At 60.3% G+C, this 14,881-nt stretch carries 13 protein-coding genes; 9 read left to right on the top strand and 4 right to left on the bottom strand.

The annotated features are described in order from the left end of the window. Positions 1-39: 39 nt before the first annotated feature. On the top strand, positions 40-462 hold the full coding sequence (locus ACR0B7_RS06945; protein ID WP_170569210.1) for a hypothetical protein: 423 nt from the start codon (positions 40-42) through the stop codon (positions 460-462). On the opposite strand, the gene ACR0B7_RS06940 is transcribed toward ACR0B7_RS06945, so the two are convergent. Genes ACR0B7_RS06940 through glmU form a run of 3 tightly spaced genes read right to left on the bottom strand, consistent with a single transcriptional unit; the run spans position 450 to position 4,316 of the window. Further along, on the bottom strand, positions 450-1,136 hold the full coding sequence (locus tag ACR0B7_RS06940) for a DNA alkylation repair protein (protein ID WP_170484299.1): 687 nt from the start codon (positions 1,134-1,136) through the stop codon (positions 450-452). The two genes, ACR0B7_RS06945 and ACR0B7_RS06940, sit on opposite strands and share 13 nt — an antisense overlap. Before the next feature lie 3 nt (positions 1,137-1,139). Then, complete coding sequence (glmS, locus tag ACR0B7_RS06935) at positions 1,140-2,960, bottom strand: glutamine--fructose-6-phosphate transaminase (isomerizing) (RefSeq protein WP_170483824.1); 1,821 nt, start codon at positions 2,958-2,960, stop codon at positions 1,140-1,142. Positions 2,961-2,963: 3 nt separating this feature from the next. Next, positions 2,964-4,316, bottom strand: coding sequence for a bifunctional UDP-N-acetylglucosamine diphosphorylase/glucosamine-1-phosphate N-acetyltransferase GlmU (gene glmU / locus ACR0B7_RS06930; RefSeq protein ID WP_170483822.1), 1,353 nt, complete (start codon positions 4,314-4,316; stop codon positions 2,964-2,966). Between the two features lie 134 nt (positions 4,317-4,450). Here glmU and ACR0B7_RS06925 point away from each other — a divergent pair, with 134 nt between their 5' ends. The 3 genes from ACR0B7_RS06925 to ACR0B7_RS06915 all read left to right on the top strand — a co-directional run bounded on the left by ACR0B7_RS06925 (position 4,451) and on the right by ACR0B7_RS06915 (position 7,671). After that, complete coding sequence (locus tag ACR0B7_RS06925; RefSeq protein WP_170483820.1) at positions 4,451-5,122, top strand: HAD-IA family hydrolase; 672 nt, start codon at positions 4,451-4,453, stop codon at positions 5,120-5,122. 39 nt (positions 5,123-5,161) lie between these two features. Continuing rightward, positions 5,162-6,352 carry an aminotransferase class I/II-fold pyridoxal phosphate-dependent enzyme gene (locus tag ACR0B7_RS06920; protein WP_170483817.1) on the top strand — a complete coding sequence of 397 codons (1,191 nt, stop codon included), beginning with the start codon at positions 5,162-5,164 and terminating at the stop codon, positions 6,350-6,352. A 155-nt stretch (positions 6,353-6,507) separates the two neighbouring features. Beyond that, a complete protein-coding gene (locus tag ACR0B7_RS06915; protein WP_170384271.1) occupies positions 6,508-7,671 on the top strand; it encodes an isovaleryl-CoA dehydrogenase in 1,164 nt (387 codons plus the stop codon). A gap of 52 nt (positions 7,672-7,723) precedes the next feature. Here ACR0B7_RS06915 and ACR0B7_RS06910 read toward each other — a convergent pair whose 3' ends face one another. Further along, positions 7,724-8,329, bottom strand: coding sequence for an OmpW family outer membrane protein (locus ACR0B7_RS06910; RefSeq protein WP_170384986.1), 606 nt, complete (start codon positions 8,327-8,329; stop codon positions 7,724-7,726). A 136-nt stretch (positions 8,330-8,465) separates the two neighbouring features. Here ACR0B7_RS06910 and ACR0B7_RS06905 point away from each other — a divergent pair, with 136 nt between their 5' ends. The 5 genes from ACR0B7_RS06905 (at position 8,466) to ACR0B7_RS06885 (ending at position 14,880) form a co-directional block, all read left to right on the top strand. After that, positions 8,466-9,995, top strand: a complete 1,530-nt coding sequence (locus ACR0B7_RS06905; protein ID WP_170483815.1) for an AMP-binding protein — start codon at positions 8,466-8,468, stop codon at positions 9,993-9,995. After that, positions 9,996-11,600 (top strand): carboxyl transferase domain-containing protein, encoded by a 1,605-nt coding sequence (locus ACR0B7_RS06900; protein ID WP_170483813.1) that lies wholly within the window; start codon positions 9,996-9,998, stop codon positions 11,598-11,600. Positions 11,601-11,605: 5 nt separating this feature from the next. Then, positions 11,606-12,025 (top strand): ASCH domain-containing protein, encoded by a 420-nt coding sequence (locus tag ACR0B7_RS06895; protein ID WP_170483811.1) that lies wholly within the window; start codon positions 11,606-11,608, stop codon positions 12,023-12,025. A gap of 5 nt (positions 12,026-12,030) precedes the next feature. Further along, positions 12,031-13,959 (top strand): acetyl-CoA carboxylase biotin carboxylase subunit, encoded by a 1,929-nt coding sequence (locus ACR0B7_RS06890; protein WP_170483809.1) that lies wholly within the window; start codon positions 12,031-12,033, stop codon positions 13,957-13,959. Between the two features lie 66 nt (positions 13,960-14,025). Then, entirely contained in the window at positions 14,026-14,880 is an 855-nt protein-coding gene (locus ACR0B7_RS06885) for a hydroxymethylglutaryl-CoA lyase (protein ID WP_170483807.1), read from the top strand. Position 14,881: the final 1 nt, after the last annotated feature.

Genomic DNA, 14,881 nt, shown 5'->3' with positions numbered 1-14,881 from the left:
GGTCTGGATCAGATGTCCCTTGAGCGGTAGATTATTGGTATGAGGATTGCATTTTTCGTTTTGTTAACCGCTGTTGCGGGGTGTGACACTGTCCGGTCCACGACAGACCGCGTCTTTGGCGGCGATGGCGAACAGGCCCAGGCCGAGCCCGAAGCGGTAGAAGTGGCAGAAGTTGCCGACCCCGAACCTGTAGCGGTCAGCGCTGCCAGTTGGGTTGGCCCGAAAACCACTGTGGCCGGGCTAGGGGACCCCACAACGCCCGGTCGCTGGCTGGAAACACCTTTGGTCGAAACCGAATTTACCGGGCGGGTAGTGGTTCCGAGGACCGGAGCGCAGGCTTACATTACTTTGGTGCCTGCTCCGGGGCCGGAAGGTGGGGGCAGCCGGTTGTCGCTGGATGCGATGCGGGCATTGCTGCTGCCTTTTGATGAATTGGTCGAGCTTGAGATCTACTCAAACTGACCTTTCAGGTATTTTCCGGCCTGTTTACGCGCAAATGGCTTCATTGCGTCCCCATATGTGTTCAGGAAGGCGATAACTCGGGACGGGTCGTGCTTGGATAGCTCGCGCAACCACCACGCGACGGCTTTCTGGATGAACCAGTCACGGTCGGGGACATATCCGGCGGCCCAGGTCAAAATGCGGTCTCGGCGGTCCAGATCATCCGGTTTGGGGTGGTTTTGCTTGGTCCACGGCAAGGTTGCCACCAATGCTGCGCGGCGTGTCCACATGTGGTCAGAGGTTGTCCAGCCTTCCACCTGATCCAGCCTGCCCGGATCGGCCGACAGTCGCTTTTGCATCGCCATGCACGCGTGGTCTGCGACGGCCCAGGCATCGAAATCCGGCAACCAGCTTTGCAGCACGTCCCAAACCGCATCATCCGGCCGGATACGCGCCTGAGTCAGCAGCTTGGCGGCGGCCAAGCGACCCTCGTGAATATTGGTTTGCCACAGATCATCGGCCAGTTGGACCCGAGAGGCCACGTCAAGGTCCTGCCGCCACGCTTTTGTCAGGTCGTTCAGGATCGGGTTTGCGACCCCCAAATATAGACGGTCGGCCTTGTGGTAGGCCGCCATCTGCGTGGCGCGCTCAGGGTCGGCATGCGCCTTGATCTGATCCAGATAGGCGTCCACGATTTGCTACTCCACCGTGACAGATTTCGCCAGATTGCGCGGCTGATCCACGTCCGTCCCTTTGGCGACGGCCGTATGATATGCCAGCAACTGCGCCGGGATCGAATACAGGATCGGGGCGAGGCTTTCGTGAACAAGCGGCATGCGGATCGTGCTCCAGACGCCGTCCTCGGCTTCGGCGATCCCGTCTCCATCCGAGATCAGAATGACCTTGCCCTTGCGCGCCATGACTTCTTGCATGTTCGATACTGTCTTGTCGAAAACGGCGTCACGCGGTGCCATTACAACCACCGGCATGTGTTTGTCGATCAGGGCGATGGGGCCGTGCTTCAACTCTCCAGACGCATAACCTTCGGCGTGTATATAGCTGATTTCCTTTAGCTTCAGTGCGCCTTCCATGGCCAGAGGATACATCAGGCCACGCCCCAGAAACAGAACATCTCGCGCCTCGGATAGTCTTTGGGCGGATGCGCGGATGGCGTCGTTCTGTTCTAGCGCGACGTTGAGAACCGCAGGCAATCCGCGCAACGCTGCGGCGTGGTCGGCCAGCTCGTCTGCTGTCAACGTTCCGCGATCCGAGGCGGCCTTCAGCGCGAGCATCAGCAGCACGCTCAACTGGCATGTGAAAGCCTTGGTCGAGGCCACTCCGATCTCGACCCCGGCATGAATGGGCAAGGCCACGTCGCTTTCACGCGCGATCGAGCTTTCGGGGACATTGACTACCGAAACGATCTTGTCGGCTTTGCCTTCACAGTACCGAAGCGCCGCCAACGTATCCGCTGTTTCCCCGGACTGGCTGACGAACAGCGCGGCGGTCCGGTCACTGATCGGAGGTTCCCGGTACCGGAATTCGCTGGCGATATCGACTTCGACCGGCATCTTGGCCAACTTCTCGAACCAGTACTTGGCGGTCAGACAGGCATAAAAGGCAGTGCCGCAGGCAACCATCGTCAGACGGTCGAGCTTGGTAAAGTCCAGCTCTGCAGGCAGAACAACCTCATCGCCGCCGGTGGGCAAATACGAGCGGATCGCTTCGGCCACGACCACGGGCTGTTCCGCGATTTCCTTGGCCATGAAGTGCTTGTGCCCGCCTTTGTCAGCGCGCGCAGTGTCCAGCTTGATCCGGCGGACGTCACGGTTGACCAGATCGCCCGCTTCGTTGCGAATCTCCAGCGAGGTACGGGTCAGCACCGCGCGGTCGCCTTCCTCAAGATAGGTGATGCGGTCTGTCAGCGGTGCCAGCGCGATGGCATCGGAACCGACGAACATCTCGTCATCCCCATGCCCGATCGCCAGTGGCGACCCTTTGCGCGCGGCGATGATCAGGTCCTCTTGTCCCTCGAACAGAAAGGCCAGTGCAAACGCGCCTTCTAGCCGGTCAATTGTTTTGAAGGCGGCCTCAACCGGGGAAAGCCCCGACGACAGATAGTGCTCAGCCATCAAAGCGACGGTTTCGGTGTCGGTTTCGGTCACGAAGCCCACGCCATGTTCGGCCAGTTCCGCGCGCAGCTCGCGGTAGTTTTCGACGATGCCGTTATGAACTACGGCAACTGGACCCGCCCGATGCGGGTGCGCATTCGTCACCGAGGGTGCACCATGGGTCGCCCAGCGTGTGTGGCCGATGCCGGACTTACCGGGCAGAGGATCATGCACCAGCAGATCGCTGAGGTTCACCAGCTTGCCCACGGCCCGGCGACGCCCCAGATCGCCACCATTGACCGTTGCGATCCCGGCGCTGTCATAGCCGCGATATTCCAGACGTTTCAGCGCCTCGACCAAGATGGGGGCGACTTCGTGTTGCCCCAGAACGCCTACAATTCCACACATCGGTCAGGCTCCTTTATCGCGGCGAGCCTTCTTCGCCTTGAGCATCTCAAACAATTTACGCGCATAGCCGGGTTTGTTGTCCTGCTTGGCACGTGCCACGGCCAGTGCGTCGGCTTCTACGTCGCGTGTGACCACCGTTCCGGTCGCGGTCATGGCGCCATCGCCCACGGTCACAGGCGCCACCAGCATGGTATTCGATCCGATGAACACGTTCCGGCCAATGGTCGTCTTGTGCTTCATCATGCCGTCATAGTTACATGTGATCGTGCCCGCGCCGATATTCGTGGCCGCGCCGACCGCTGCGTCGCCGATATAGCTCAGGTGATTGACCTTCGCGCCTTCGGCGATCTCAGCGTTCTTGATTTCCACAAAGTTGCCGATGCGCGTGTCTTCGGCCAGTTCGGTGCCCGGGCGCAGGCGGGCATAAGGGCCGACGATAGCGCCACGGCTGACGTGACAGCCTTCCAGATGAGAAAACGCCCGGATGGTCGCGCCGCTTTCGACAGTGACACCGGGGCCGAAAACCACGTTGGGTTCGATGACCGTGTCGCGTCCGATGATCGTGTCGGCGGCAAGATAAACTGTCTCAGGCGCCATCAAGGTCACACCAAGGTCCAGCAGTTCCGACCGCGCGCGGGTTTGGAAAACTGCGTCAGCAGCGGCGAGATCTGCGCGTGAGTTGACGCCCAGCGTCTCGGCCTCATCGCAAGCGACTGCGGTGACTTTCAGGTCACGGCTGCGGGCGATTTCGACAACGTCAGTCAGATAGTATTCCCCAGCCGCATTGTCGTTGCCTACGGCGTCGATCAGGGAAAACAAAACCTCAGCATTGCAGGTCAAAAGGCCAGAATTACAGAAGGTTATCGCGCGTTCTTCATCTGAGGCATCTTTGAATTCGACAATCCGCTCCAGATTGTCTCCGTCCATGACCAGGCGGCCATAACGCGCTGGATCGGCGGCATTGAACCCCAGGATAACCAGATCGTTCTGCGCGCGTGCCTCAATCATGCGCTCCAGCGTCTGAGGCTGAAGGAACGGTGTGTCACCGTACAAAACCACCACGTCGCCCTCAAACCCTTCCAACGCAGCGCGTGCCTGAGCGACGGCATGAGCGGTGCCCAACTGTTCACCCTGTTCCGTGATCTGGGCAGTTTCGTCTTCGGCCTTTGCCACTTTCGCCACAGCCTCGGACCCGTGCCCGGTGACGATAACGGTACGTTCGGGCGACAACGCGGCTCCGGCACGCATGGCGTGAACCAGCATCGGTGTCTGGGCAATCGGATGAAGGACTTTGGGGATGTCCGAATTCATCCTGGTGCCTTTACCTGCGGCAAGGATGACAAGGGCGGTGCTCATGAAATCGTTTTCTCTTTGTGTTTTGTTGCGGTCCGTTTTATCCGCTGAGGGCAAAGGCGCAAGCGGTTCAGCCATCAAACAAGATTGCCGTTTGCAACAGGATACGGCGAAAAACCGCCGAAGCAGGAGGCACGATGCGAACGGTTATCTTCGATTTGGACGGGACATTGGCCGATACCTCGGGCGATTTGCTCGAGGCTGCGAACCACTGTTTTCGTCATATGGGGCACGGAGACGTTCTGGTTCACGGGCAGGATGCCGCGGTCGCGCTGCGGGGAGGCCGGATGATGCTGACGCACGGATTGAAGCGGGTCGGAGCCTATGACGAAAGCACCGTTCTGGCGTATTATCCGATGCTGCTTGAGGCATATTCCCAGTCCATAGACACCTATACGCAGTTCTATCCAGGGGCACTCGATGCGGTTGAGGGGCTTAAGTCGGCAGGCTACGGCGTGGGAATCTGCACCAATAAGCCAGAAGCTCTGGCAGATCAGTTGTTGACGCAGATGGGCGTGCGCGATCAGTTTGCTTCATTGGTGGGGGCCGATACCCTTCCGGTTCGCAAGCCCAATCCCGAACCGCTGCGCGAGGCCGCGCGACGGGCAGGGGGGCATCCCGATCTTTGCGTGCTGATCGGGGATTCCGATACCGACCGCAACACGGCGCGCGCCGCTGGCGTGCCGTCGGTGTTGGTCACGTTTGGTCCGTCGGGCGCAGATATGGCCGCGCTGGAGCCCGAGGCGTTGCTGCATCATTTCGATGATCTGCCCGAGGTTGTGACCAGTCTGATCGGAGCGGTGGCGTAAGCCCTTGACGCTGCGCACGCGCGGCCTCAGAACGGGCGTATGACCGAGACATTCACTGGCAGTTTCACGCAGCAGGAACCCATCCCCGACGAAGCGATCGAGGCCGCATTGGCGGTTCTGCGCCACGGGCGATTGCATCGCTATAACGTGGCCGCCGGAGAGTTGGGCGAAACCGCTTTGCTCGAACAGGAATTTGCCGCGCAGATGGGGGCGAAATATTGTCTGGCCGTGTCCTCGGGCGGTTACGCTCTGGCGACCGCTTTGCGCGCAGTGGGTGTGCAGCCCGGTGATCCGGTTCTAACCAATGCCTTCACGCTGGCCCCGGTGCCGGGGTCAATCGCCTCGGTCGGGGCAAAGCCCATTTTTGTGGGCGTGACCGAGGCGTTGGTGATTGATCTGGATGATCTAGAGGCCAAGCTGGATCAGGCGCGGGTTCTGATGCTCAGCCATATGCGCGGGCATCTGTGCGACATGGATCGGTTGATGCAGATGTGCGACGCGGCCAGTGTGACCGTGATCGAGGATTGCGCGCATACGATGGGCGCGGCGTGGCGTGGGCAGTTGTCGGGGCGGCAAGGGGCGATCGGGTGCTATTCCTGCCAGACTTATAAGCATGTGAATTCCGGTGAGGGCGGCTTGCTGATCACCGATGATGAGGAGCTGGCGGCCAAGGCGACGATGTTGTCGGGGTCATACATGCTGTACGAACGTCATCTGGCCGCGCCGGGGCCGGAGGTGTTTGAGCGGATTAAATACACCACGCCCAATGTCTCGGGCCGGATGGACAATCTGCGGGCGGCGATCCTGCGGCCTCAGCTACGGGATCTGGACCGGCAGGTGGGGCGGTGGAATGAGCGCTACGACGCGATTGAACAGGGTTTGCGCGGCACGCCCGGTCTGACGATCGTCGAACGGCCAGAGGACGAGACCTATGTGGGCTCATCCATTCAGTTCCTGCTTTTGGATTGGACGCCGGAACGCATTGCCGAAGTGATTAGCCGCTGTGCGGCTCGCGGAGTGGAATTGAAGTGGTTCGGCGGTGCCGAACCCACCGGGTTTACATCGCGCTATGACAGCTGGCGCTATGCGGACAGCGCGCCTTTACCCGACAGTGACCGCGTGTTGGCCGGGATCATGGATATGCGCGTGCCGCTAACATTCTCACTGGACGATTGCCGCCTGATCGCGCGGATCATCCGGGCCGAGGTCGGGGCCGTCTACCAATCATAATCCAAAGGAGTGCGCTGAAAGCGCACGCTTGATGCTTTGACACCACCACCCCTGACGGGTCGGTGGTGTGTTTCTGTGTGGCTATCGTTGACCCGGAAAAGATTCGCTGATACTTATTGAACAACTGTTCATTAATGCGAGAGAGGAGATCGCATATGTTCGCGGCTACCATGCAGTTTGATCTGGGCGAGGATGTGAACGCCCTGCGTGAAATGGTTCACCGCTGGGCGCAGGAGCGGGTCAAGCCGATGGCCGCCGAAATTGATGCCTCGAACGCATTTCCAAATGAGCTTTGGAAGGAAATGGGCGATTTGGGGATGTTGGGCATTACGGTGCCCGAGGAATTCGGTGGGGCCGACATGTCGTACCTGGCCCATACTGTCGCCGTCGAGGAGGTCGCTCGGGCGTCGGCTTCGGTATCGCTGTCTTACGGGGCGCACTCGAACCTGTGCGTCAATCAGATCAAGCTGAACGGGACGGATGAGCAAAAGGCGAAATACCTGCCGCGCCTGATCTCGGGTGAGCATGTGGGCGCGCTGGCGATGTCTGAGGCGTCGGCAGGGTCTGACGTGGTTTCGATGAAATTGCGGGCAGAGAAGCGCAATGATCATTACCGTCTGAACGGAAGCAAATACTGGATCACCAACGGGCCGGACGCCGATACTCTGGTCGTTTACGCCAAGACCGATCCAGAGGCCGGATCGCGCGGAATCACAGCCTTTCTGATCGAGAAAGAAATGACCGGCTTTTCGACCTCACCCCATTTCGACAAGCTGGGGATGCGCGGGTCGAACACGGCGGAACTGATCTTTGAAGACGTTGAAGTGCCGTTTGAAAACGTGCTTGGCGAGGAAGGGAAGGGCGTCGCTGTTCTGATGTCCGGGCTGGACTATGAGCGTGTGGTGCTGGCCGGAATTGGCACCGGCATCATGGCGGCCTGTCTGGACGAAATCATGCCCTATCTGGCCGAACGCAAGCAATTCGGGACGCCCATCGGGAATTTCCAGCTTATGCAGGGCAAGATTGCCGACATGTATACGGCGATGAATTCGGCGCGGGCTTATGTGTATGAAGTGGCCAAAGCCTGCGATCGTGGCGATGTGACCCGTCAGGATGCTGCGGCCTGCTGTCTTTACGCGTCCGAGGCCGCGATGACGCAAGCGCATCAGGCTGTGCAGGCAATGGGCGGGGCCGGGTTCCTGTCGGATTCACCCGTCAGCCGGATTTTCCGCGATGCGAAGCTGATGGAGATCGGCGCGGGCACCAGTGAAATCCGCCGGATGCTTATTGGCCGTGAGCTGATGAGCGAAATGCTCTGACGAAAGAAAACGCCCCGCAGACGAGGTCACTGCGGGGCGTTCCTGAAAAGGATCAGAAGCGATGGACGTAGGAAACGCCGACCAGCCACGGATCGATCTCGGCAGTGCCGATGTCGACGCCGTCCAGCTTGACGTCGGATTCGATGTCGAACCAACGGACGTTCAGACGTACCGCGCCTTTTTCGGTGACCATGTAGTCCAGACCGGCCTGCAGCGAGACGCCAACCGAGTCGTCCAGCTTCAGGTCACCCAGAGGCGAACTTTCGTCAAAGAAAAAGGTATAATTGATACCCGCGCCGACGTAAGGCTTCCACGCGCTGTTGGTGGGGAAGTGATAGTTCAGCGACAGGGTGGGCGGCAAGTGCTTGACGGTTCCGGCGTCAATGCTGCCTCCCAGGGTTACATCATGGCTGAACGGTGTGGCAGCCAGCAATTCAACGCCCAGATTGTCACGAACGAAGTACTCGACAGTGAAGATCGGGCGTGTGTCCGAATCAATTTCGGCGTCGAGGCCAGCAAGTGTTCCATTGTCGGACTTGGGCGAGAGGTAGCCGATACCGAGACCTACAGTCCAGTCACCCTGGGATTGGGCGTAAGCGGGGACAGCCAGCGCAACAAGCGCAGTGGAGAGGGTCAAAGCGGCGAGTTTATTGGTCATTTTACTGCCTTTAGGTTTGTTGATGCTGGCGTTTTGCACGACCGGATCGCTGCCAACTCTGATCTGCATCAAGTTCACGTGATTTGTGGTGGCGACGCAGGTCAAGGAAACCTTAGGAAAACAAGGGGTTTCCGTCATGTGTCCCTCTAGGCGCATACCCGGTTTGCACGCTGATGGAGGCTGGGCGATCCCCGGCCGGTTGAACATGGCGCGGCAATGCCTTTCTCAACCCGACGAGAACACCGCGATTGTTGATCTGACGTCTGGTACGCGTCAGGACATCAATTTTGGAAAACTGGCCCGAATGACAGATGGGGTCGCTGGGCATTTGCGGCAACTGGTGCAACCCGGCGATCGGGTTGGGGTGCTTCTCAGTCAATCACCGTGGTGCGCTGCGGCTCATTTGGCTATCTGGAAGATCGGCGCGATCTCGGTCCCTTTGTTCAAACTGTTCAAACATGACGCGCTTGCCTCTCGGATAGCGGACGCGGGCGTCGAAAGTGTACTGACCGATTCCGAGGGCAGCAAAATGCTGGGTGGTCTGGCGCACCCGGTTCAGGTTGATCAGATTCCGTCAACGGGCGAGCAAATTCCTTTTGCCGATACGGGTCCTGATGACCCGGCAGTTTTGATCTATACGTCTGGCACCACAGGAAGCCCGAAAGGTGCGCTGCACGGGCATCGGGTTTTGACGGGCCACTTGCCGGGTGTTTCGATTAGCCACAATCACTTGCGTGAAGGCGACTGCCTATGGACGCCTGCTGACTGGGCATGGATTGGCGGGCTGTTTGATGTGTTGATGCCGGGTCTGGCGCTGGGCATCCCGGTGGTCGCGGCACGGCTTGAAAAGTTCACCCCCGAAGCCTGCGCCGATGTCGTCGCGCGCGGTGAGGCACGGAACGTGTTCTTTCCCCCCACCGCATTGCGGATGTTGAAAGCGGCGGATCAGAGCATCCCCGGCCTGCGCTCGGTCGCCTCGGGCGGTGAGCCGCTGGGGGCCGAGATGCTGGCATGGGGGCAGCAATCGTTTGGCCTGACGATCAACGAATTCTATGGGCAGACCGAGTGCAATATGGTCGTCTCCTCCTGCGCTGAAGATTTCCCCGTGCGTCCCGGCTGCATCGGTAAACCGGTGCCGGGGCATGAGGTGGCGGTGATCGACGAAGACGGCAACCCAACCAGCGACGAGGGTGACGTAGCCATCCGGCGCGGCTCGGGCTCGATGCTGCTGGAATATTGGAACCGGCCAGAAGAAACAGCGCAGAAATTCCGGGGCGATTGGCTGATCACCGGCGATCGTGGCGTGTGGGAGGGCGACTACCTACGCTTTGTCGGGCGCGATGATGACGTGATCACTTCGGCCGGATACCGCATCGGCCCCGCCGAGATCGAGGATTGCCTGCTGACCCACCCCGCGGTTGCGACGGTGGGTGTGGTGGGTAAGCCCGACAAGCTGCGGACTGAGATCGTGAAGGCCTATGTGGTGCTGAAACCAGAGGCCGAGGCAACCAGCGAGGAGTTGCAGGACTGGGTCAAGGACCGTCTGGCGCAGTATTCCTATCCGCGCGAAGTGGCGTTTCTGGAGGAATTGCCGATGACGGTGACGGGGAAGGTTATTCGGAAGGAATTGAAGCGTCGTGCGAAGTTGGAATTGGAGACCGCGTAAATGAAACTCACATCCAAAGCCATGCCCGCCTCTGAGGGCTTTCGGTCGAACCGCGCAGCGCACTTGGACGCTCTGGCGCAAATCTCAGCCGCTGCCGAAGCCGCCCGAATGGGTGGGGGCGAGAAATCCCGTGCGCGGCATGAATCGCGCGGCAAGATGCTTCCGCGCAGGCGGGTGGCGAACCTGCTCGATCCGGGGTCTCCGTTTCTGGAGATCGGCGCGACGGCGGCGCATGGGATGTATGGCGATGCCGCACCTGCTGCCGGGGTGATCGCGGGCATTGGCAGGGTGCAGGGGCGTGAGGTCATGGTGGTGTGCAACGACGCCACCGTGAAGGGCGGCACTTACTATCCAATGTCGGTCAAAAAACACCTGCGCGCGCAAGAGATCGCCGAGGAAAACCAACTGCCCTGCATCTATCTGGTCGACAGTGGTGGCGCGAACCTGCCTAATCAGGATGAGGTTTTCCCCGACCGCGACCACTTTGGCCGGATCTTCTACAATCAGGCGCGGATGAGCGCCAAGGGGATCGCTCAGATCGCGGTGGTAATGGGGTCGTGTACCGCGGGCGGGGCTTATGTGCCTGCGATGTCGGATGTGACGATCATCGTGAAAGAACAGGGTACGATCTTTCTGGCCGGACCGCCTCTGGTCAAGGCCGCGACGGGTGAGGTCGTCAGCGCCGAGGATCTGGGCGGTGGTGATGTTCATACGCGCCTGTCTGGTGTGGCGGACTATCTGGCCGAAGATGACGCGCATGCGTTGGCCTTGGCGCGCCGGGCTGTTGGCTCGCTAAACCTGCACAAGCCGCAGACGGTAGATTGGGCCAACCCCGAAGACCCGGCCTATGACCCCGAGGAAATTCTGGGCGTTGTCCCCGCCGATCTGCGCACGCCCTACGATATTCGCGAAGTGATTGCTCGGCTGGTCGATGGCTCTCGGTTCGATGAGTTCAAGCCTCGGTTTGGTGAGACGTTGGTGACCGGGTTTGCCCATGTCAAAGGCTGCCCGGTGGGGATCATTGCCAATAACGGCGTGCTGTTTTCCGAGGCCGCACAGAAGGGCGCGCATTTTGTCGAGCTGTGTTCGCAGCGTCGCATCCCACTGGTGTTTTTGCAGAACATCACCGGGTTCATGGTCGGTCGGAAATACGAAAACGAGGGCATCGCGCGGCACGGGGCCAAGATGGTGACGGCGGTGGCGACCACCAGCGTGCCGAAGATCACGATGCTGGTGGGCGGCTCATTCGGGGCTGGGAACTACGGGATGGCCGGTCGTGCCTATCAGCCACGGTTCCTGTGGACGTGGCCGAACTCGCGCATTTCCGTGATGGGCGGCGAGCAGGCGGCGGGTGTTCTGGCCACTGTCAAACGCGACGGGATCGAGCGGCAGGGCGGCACTTGGTCGGCCGAGGAAGAAGCCGAATTCAAGCGCCCGACGCTGGATATGTTCGAGGAACAATCGCACCCTCTCTATGCTTCGGCGCGGCTCTGGGATGACGGCATCATCGACCCGCGTAAATCGCGCGATGTGCTGGCCCTGTCGCTGAGCGCCGCGCTGAATGCCCCGATCGAGGAGACACGTTTCGGCGTGTTCAGGATGTGACCGTCATGACCTTAAAGGACGTTTTGACCCGTTATCCCGGTGCGCAAACCTTCAAGTTCGGTGACAGCGCATCGATGAGCGCTGAACTGTTGGGCTTGGTACGCGCAGGTCGGAAAACGGCAACCTGCGGCGCGCTGCGGGACTATCCGGAAGGCAGCGCAGAGACGCCAGTGGTGGGGCGGCGCTATATTGCTCTGGAGTGGGGTGGTCGTCCGGCTTTGGTGATCGAGACGCTTGAGGTCACGGTCAGCCGGTTCTGCGATATGACCGAGGCGTTTGCCCTGGCTGAAGGCGAGAACGAAACACTTGAAGGTTGGCGCGAGGATCACCGCCGATACTTCGAGCGCAATGGCGGATTTGACCCAGAGATGGAATTGCTCTGCGAGCGGTTTCGGCTGGTCGAAGATTTGGCATCGGAGGAGTAAGAAGCATGTTCAACAAAATCCTGATTGCCAACCGGGGTGAGATCGCCTGCCGCGTGATGGAAACCGCTCAGAAGTTGGGTGTGGCCTGCGTCGCGGTCTACTCTGACGTGGACGCTTCGGCCAAACATGTGCAGATGGCGGATGAGGCGGTGCATATCGGCGGTGCGGCCCCGGCTGAGAGCTATTTGAAGGGCGATGTGATCATTCAGGCCGCACTGGACACCGGCGCGCAGGCGATCCATCCCGGATATGGGTTTTTGTCCGAGAACCCGGATTTCGTGGATGCGGTTGAGGCGGCTGGATTAACCTTTATTGGCCCCTCGGCAGATGCCATCCGCAAAATGGGTCTCAAAGACGCGGCCAAGGTGTTGATGGAGCAGGCGGGCGTTCCGGTTGTGCCGGGTTATCACGGCGAAAATCAGGACCCCGAGCATCTGGCGGGTGCTGCGGACACCATCGGCTATCCTGTGCTGATCAAGGCTGTTGCCGGAGGTGGCGGCAAGGGGATGCGGCTGGTTGAACAACCCGAGGATTTCACGCAAGCGTTGGACAGCGCGCGTGGCGAGGCGCGTACAGCTTTTGGCAACGATGCCGTTCTGGTCGAGAAGTTCGTCGCTAAGCCGCGCCATATCGAAGTGCAGGTTTTCGGAGATGGGACCCATGCGGTGCATCTGTTCGAGCGGGACTGTTCGTTGCAGAGACGTCATCAAAAGGTGATCGAGGAAGCGCCCGCCCCCGGTATGACGCCCGAAATGCGCGAAGCCATGGGGCAGGCGGGTGTCAGGGCGGCCGAGGCGATTGGCTACAAGGGCGCAGGTACGGTTGAGTTTATCGTCGATGCTTCGGACGGGCTGCGGCCAGATCGGTTCTGGTTCATGGAAATGAACACGCGCCTGCAGGTCGAACATCCGGTGACCGAGGCTATTACGGGTGTCGATCTGGTTGAATGGCAACTGCGCGTTGCCTCGGGTGAGACGCTGCCGAAGAAACAACAAGAGCTGTCGATCACCGGCCACGCGTTCGAGGCGCGGCTTTACGCCGAAGATGTGCCCAAGGGGTTCCTGCCTGCGACGGGCAAGCTGACTCACTTGCAGTTCCCGACGGCGTGTCGGGCAGATAGTGGTGTTCGGGCGGGTGATACGATCAGTCCCTGGTACGATCCGATGATCGCCAAGGTCATTGTGCACGGGCCAACACGTCAGATTGCGTTGGAACAGTTGCACCGGGCGCTGTCGCGAACCGAGGTCGCCGGGACCGTGACAAACCTTGGGTTTCTGGGGGCGTTGACGCGACATACCGGATTTGCTGTGGGGGACGTGGATACAGGGTTGATCGGGCGAGACTTGGATGCGTTGATCAAGCCCGTGCCGGTTGCGGCGTCCACCTGTGTTTCGGCGGCGATGACGGCGCTGGGTTTGGTGGATACGGACGAAGAATGCGGGTTCTCGCTTTGGGCGCCACTGCATCGGGCGACCCAATTGATGGCCGAGGACGTGATTGATCTGGATGTTCAGGTGGACGGGCCGGACCGACAACTTTGGCAGGTCGGGGACAACTCGGTTCTGGCCGAACGAAAAGCTGGAAAATGGATCGTGGGTGGCCAACCCATGCCGCGCGTTGCCATGGCAGGGTCCAGGATCACGGTTTTCGAGAACTACGGGCAGACGTTCGATGTCGTCGACCCGCTGGACCGAGATGCAAGCGCCGTTGGCGACACCAATGTGATCGAGGCTCCGATGCCCGGATTGGTAAAGGCCATTTTCGCGCAGGTCGGGCAAACCGTGCAGGAAGGCGATCGTCTGGCCATTCTGGAGGCCATGAAGATGGAGCATTCCTTACTGGCGGCGCGTGACGGCGTGGTTGCCGAAGTGCTCGCCGAAGCTGGCGGGCAGGTCGAGGCCGGTGCCGCTCTGGTCCGGTTGGAGGAGGAATGACCTGTCCCATGCGGACGCAACGTGGCAAGGTCGGGTTCACAGCGGCAATCAGGGAGGGGCGCAGCCATGGGTGATCGGGTTGAAATCTTTGAAGTGGGGCCGCGCGACGGCCTGCAGAATGAAAAGCGGGAAATCCCGGTGGCCGAAAAGATCGCTCTGGTCGATTGTCTGAGCCGTGCCGGGTTCAACCGTATCGAGGTGGCCAGCTTTGTTTCGCCCAAATGGGTGCCGCAGATGGCGGGCAGTGCCGAAGTGCTGGCCGGGATCTCTCGTGCCGATGGTGTGCGCTATGCCGCGCTGACACCGAATATGCGCGGGTACGAAGACGCGCTGGCGGCCAAGGCGGATGAGATTGCCGTATTCGCCTCAGCCTCCGAGGGGTTTTCAAAGGCCAATATCAACGCCTCGATTGCAGAATCCATCGAACGCTTTACCCCGATTCTGGAAGCTGCTCGGCACATTGACCTTCCCGTGCGGGGCTATGTCTCTTGTGTGACGGACTGTCCCTATGACGGCCCGACGGATCCCGAAAAGGTTGCTGAGGTCGCGGATACGCTGTTTGCGCTGGGCTGCTACGAAGTGTCTTTGGGCGACACGGTTGGACAGGGCACGCCTGATACCGTCGCACATATGCTGCTGGCGGTGCAAAAGCGGGTGCCGGTAACGCGTTTGGCAGGCCATTTTCACGACACGAACGGACGGGCCATCGACAATATCGACGCTGCGCTTGCCTTGGGTGTGCGCACCTTCGACTCGGCGGTCGGAGGATTGGGAGGGTGCCCCTACGCGCCTGGAGCCGCAGGAAATGTGGCGACAGAAGCAGTTGTGGCGCATCTGGAGCGGCTTGGATACGAAACAGGTGTCGATCCGATCATCGTTGAAGAAGCCGCAGAGATGGCGCGTGCAATGCGCGGGGCGTGAG

Source organism: Ruegeria sp. BB6 (genome assembly GCF_056539385.1).
Note: the sequence above shows the minus strand (reverse complement) of the source record. Positions and strands in the feature narration are given on the sequence as shown.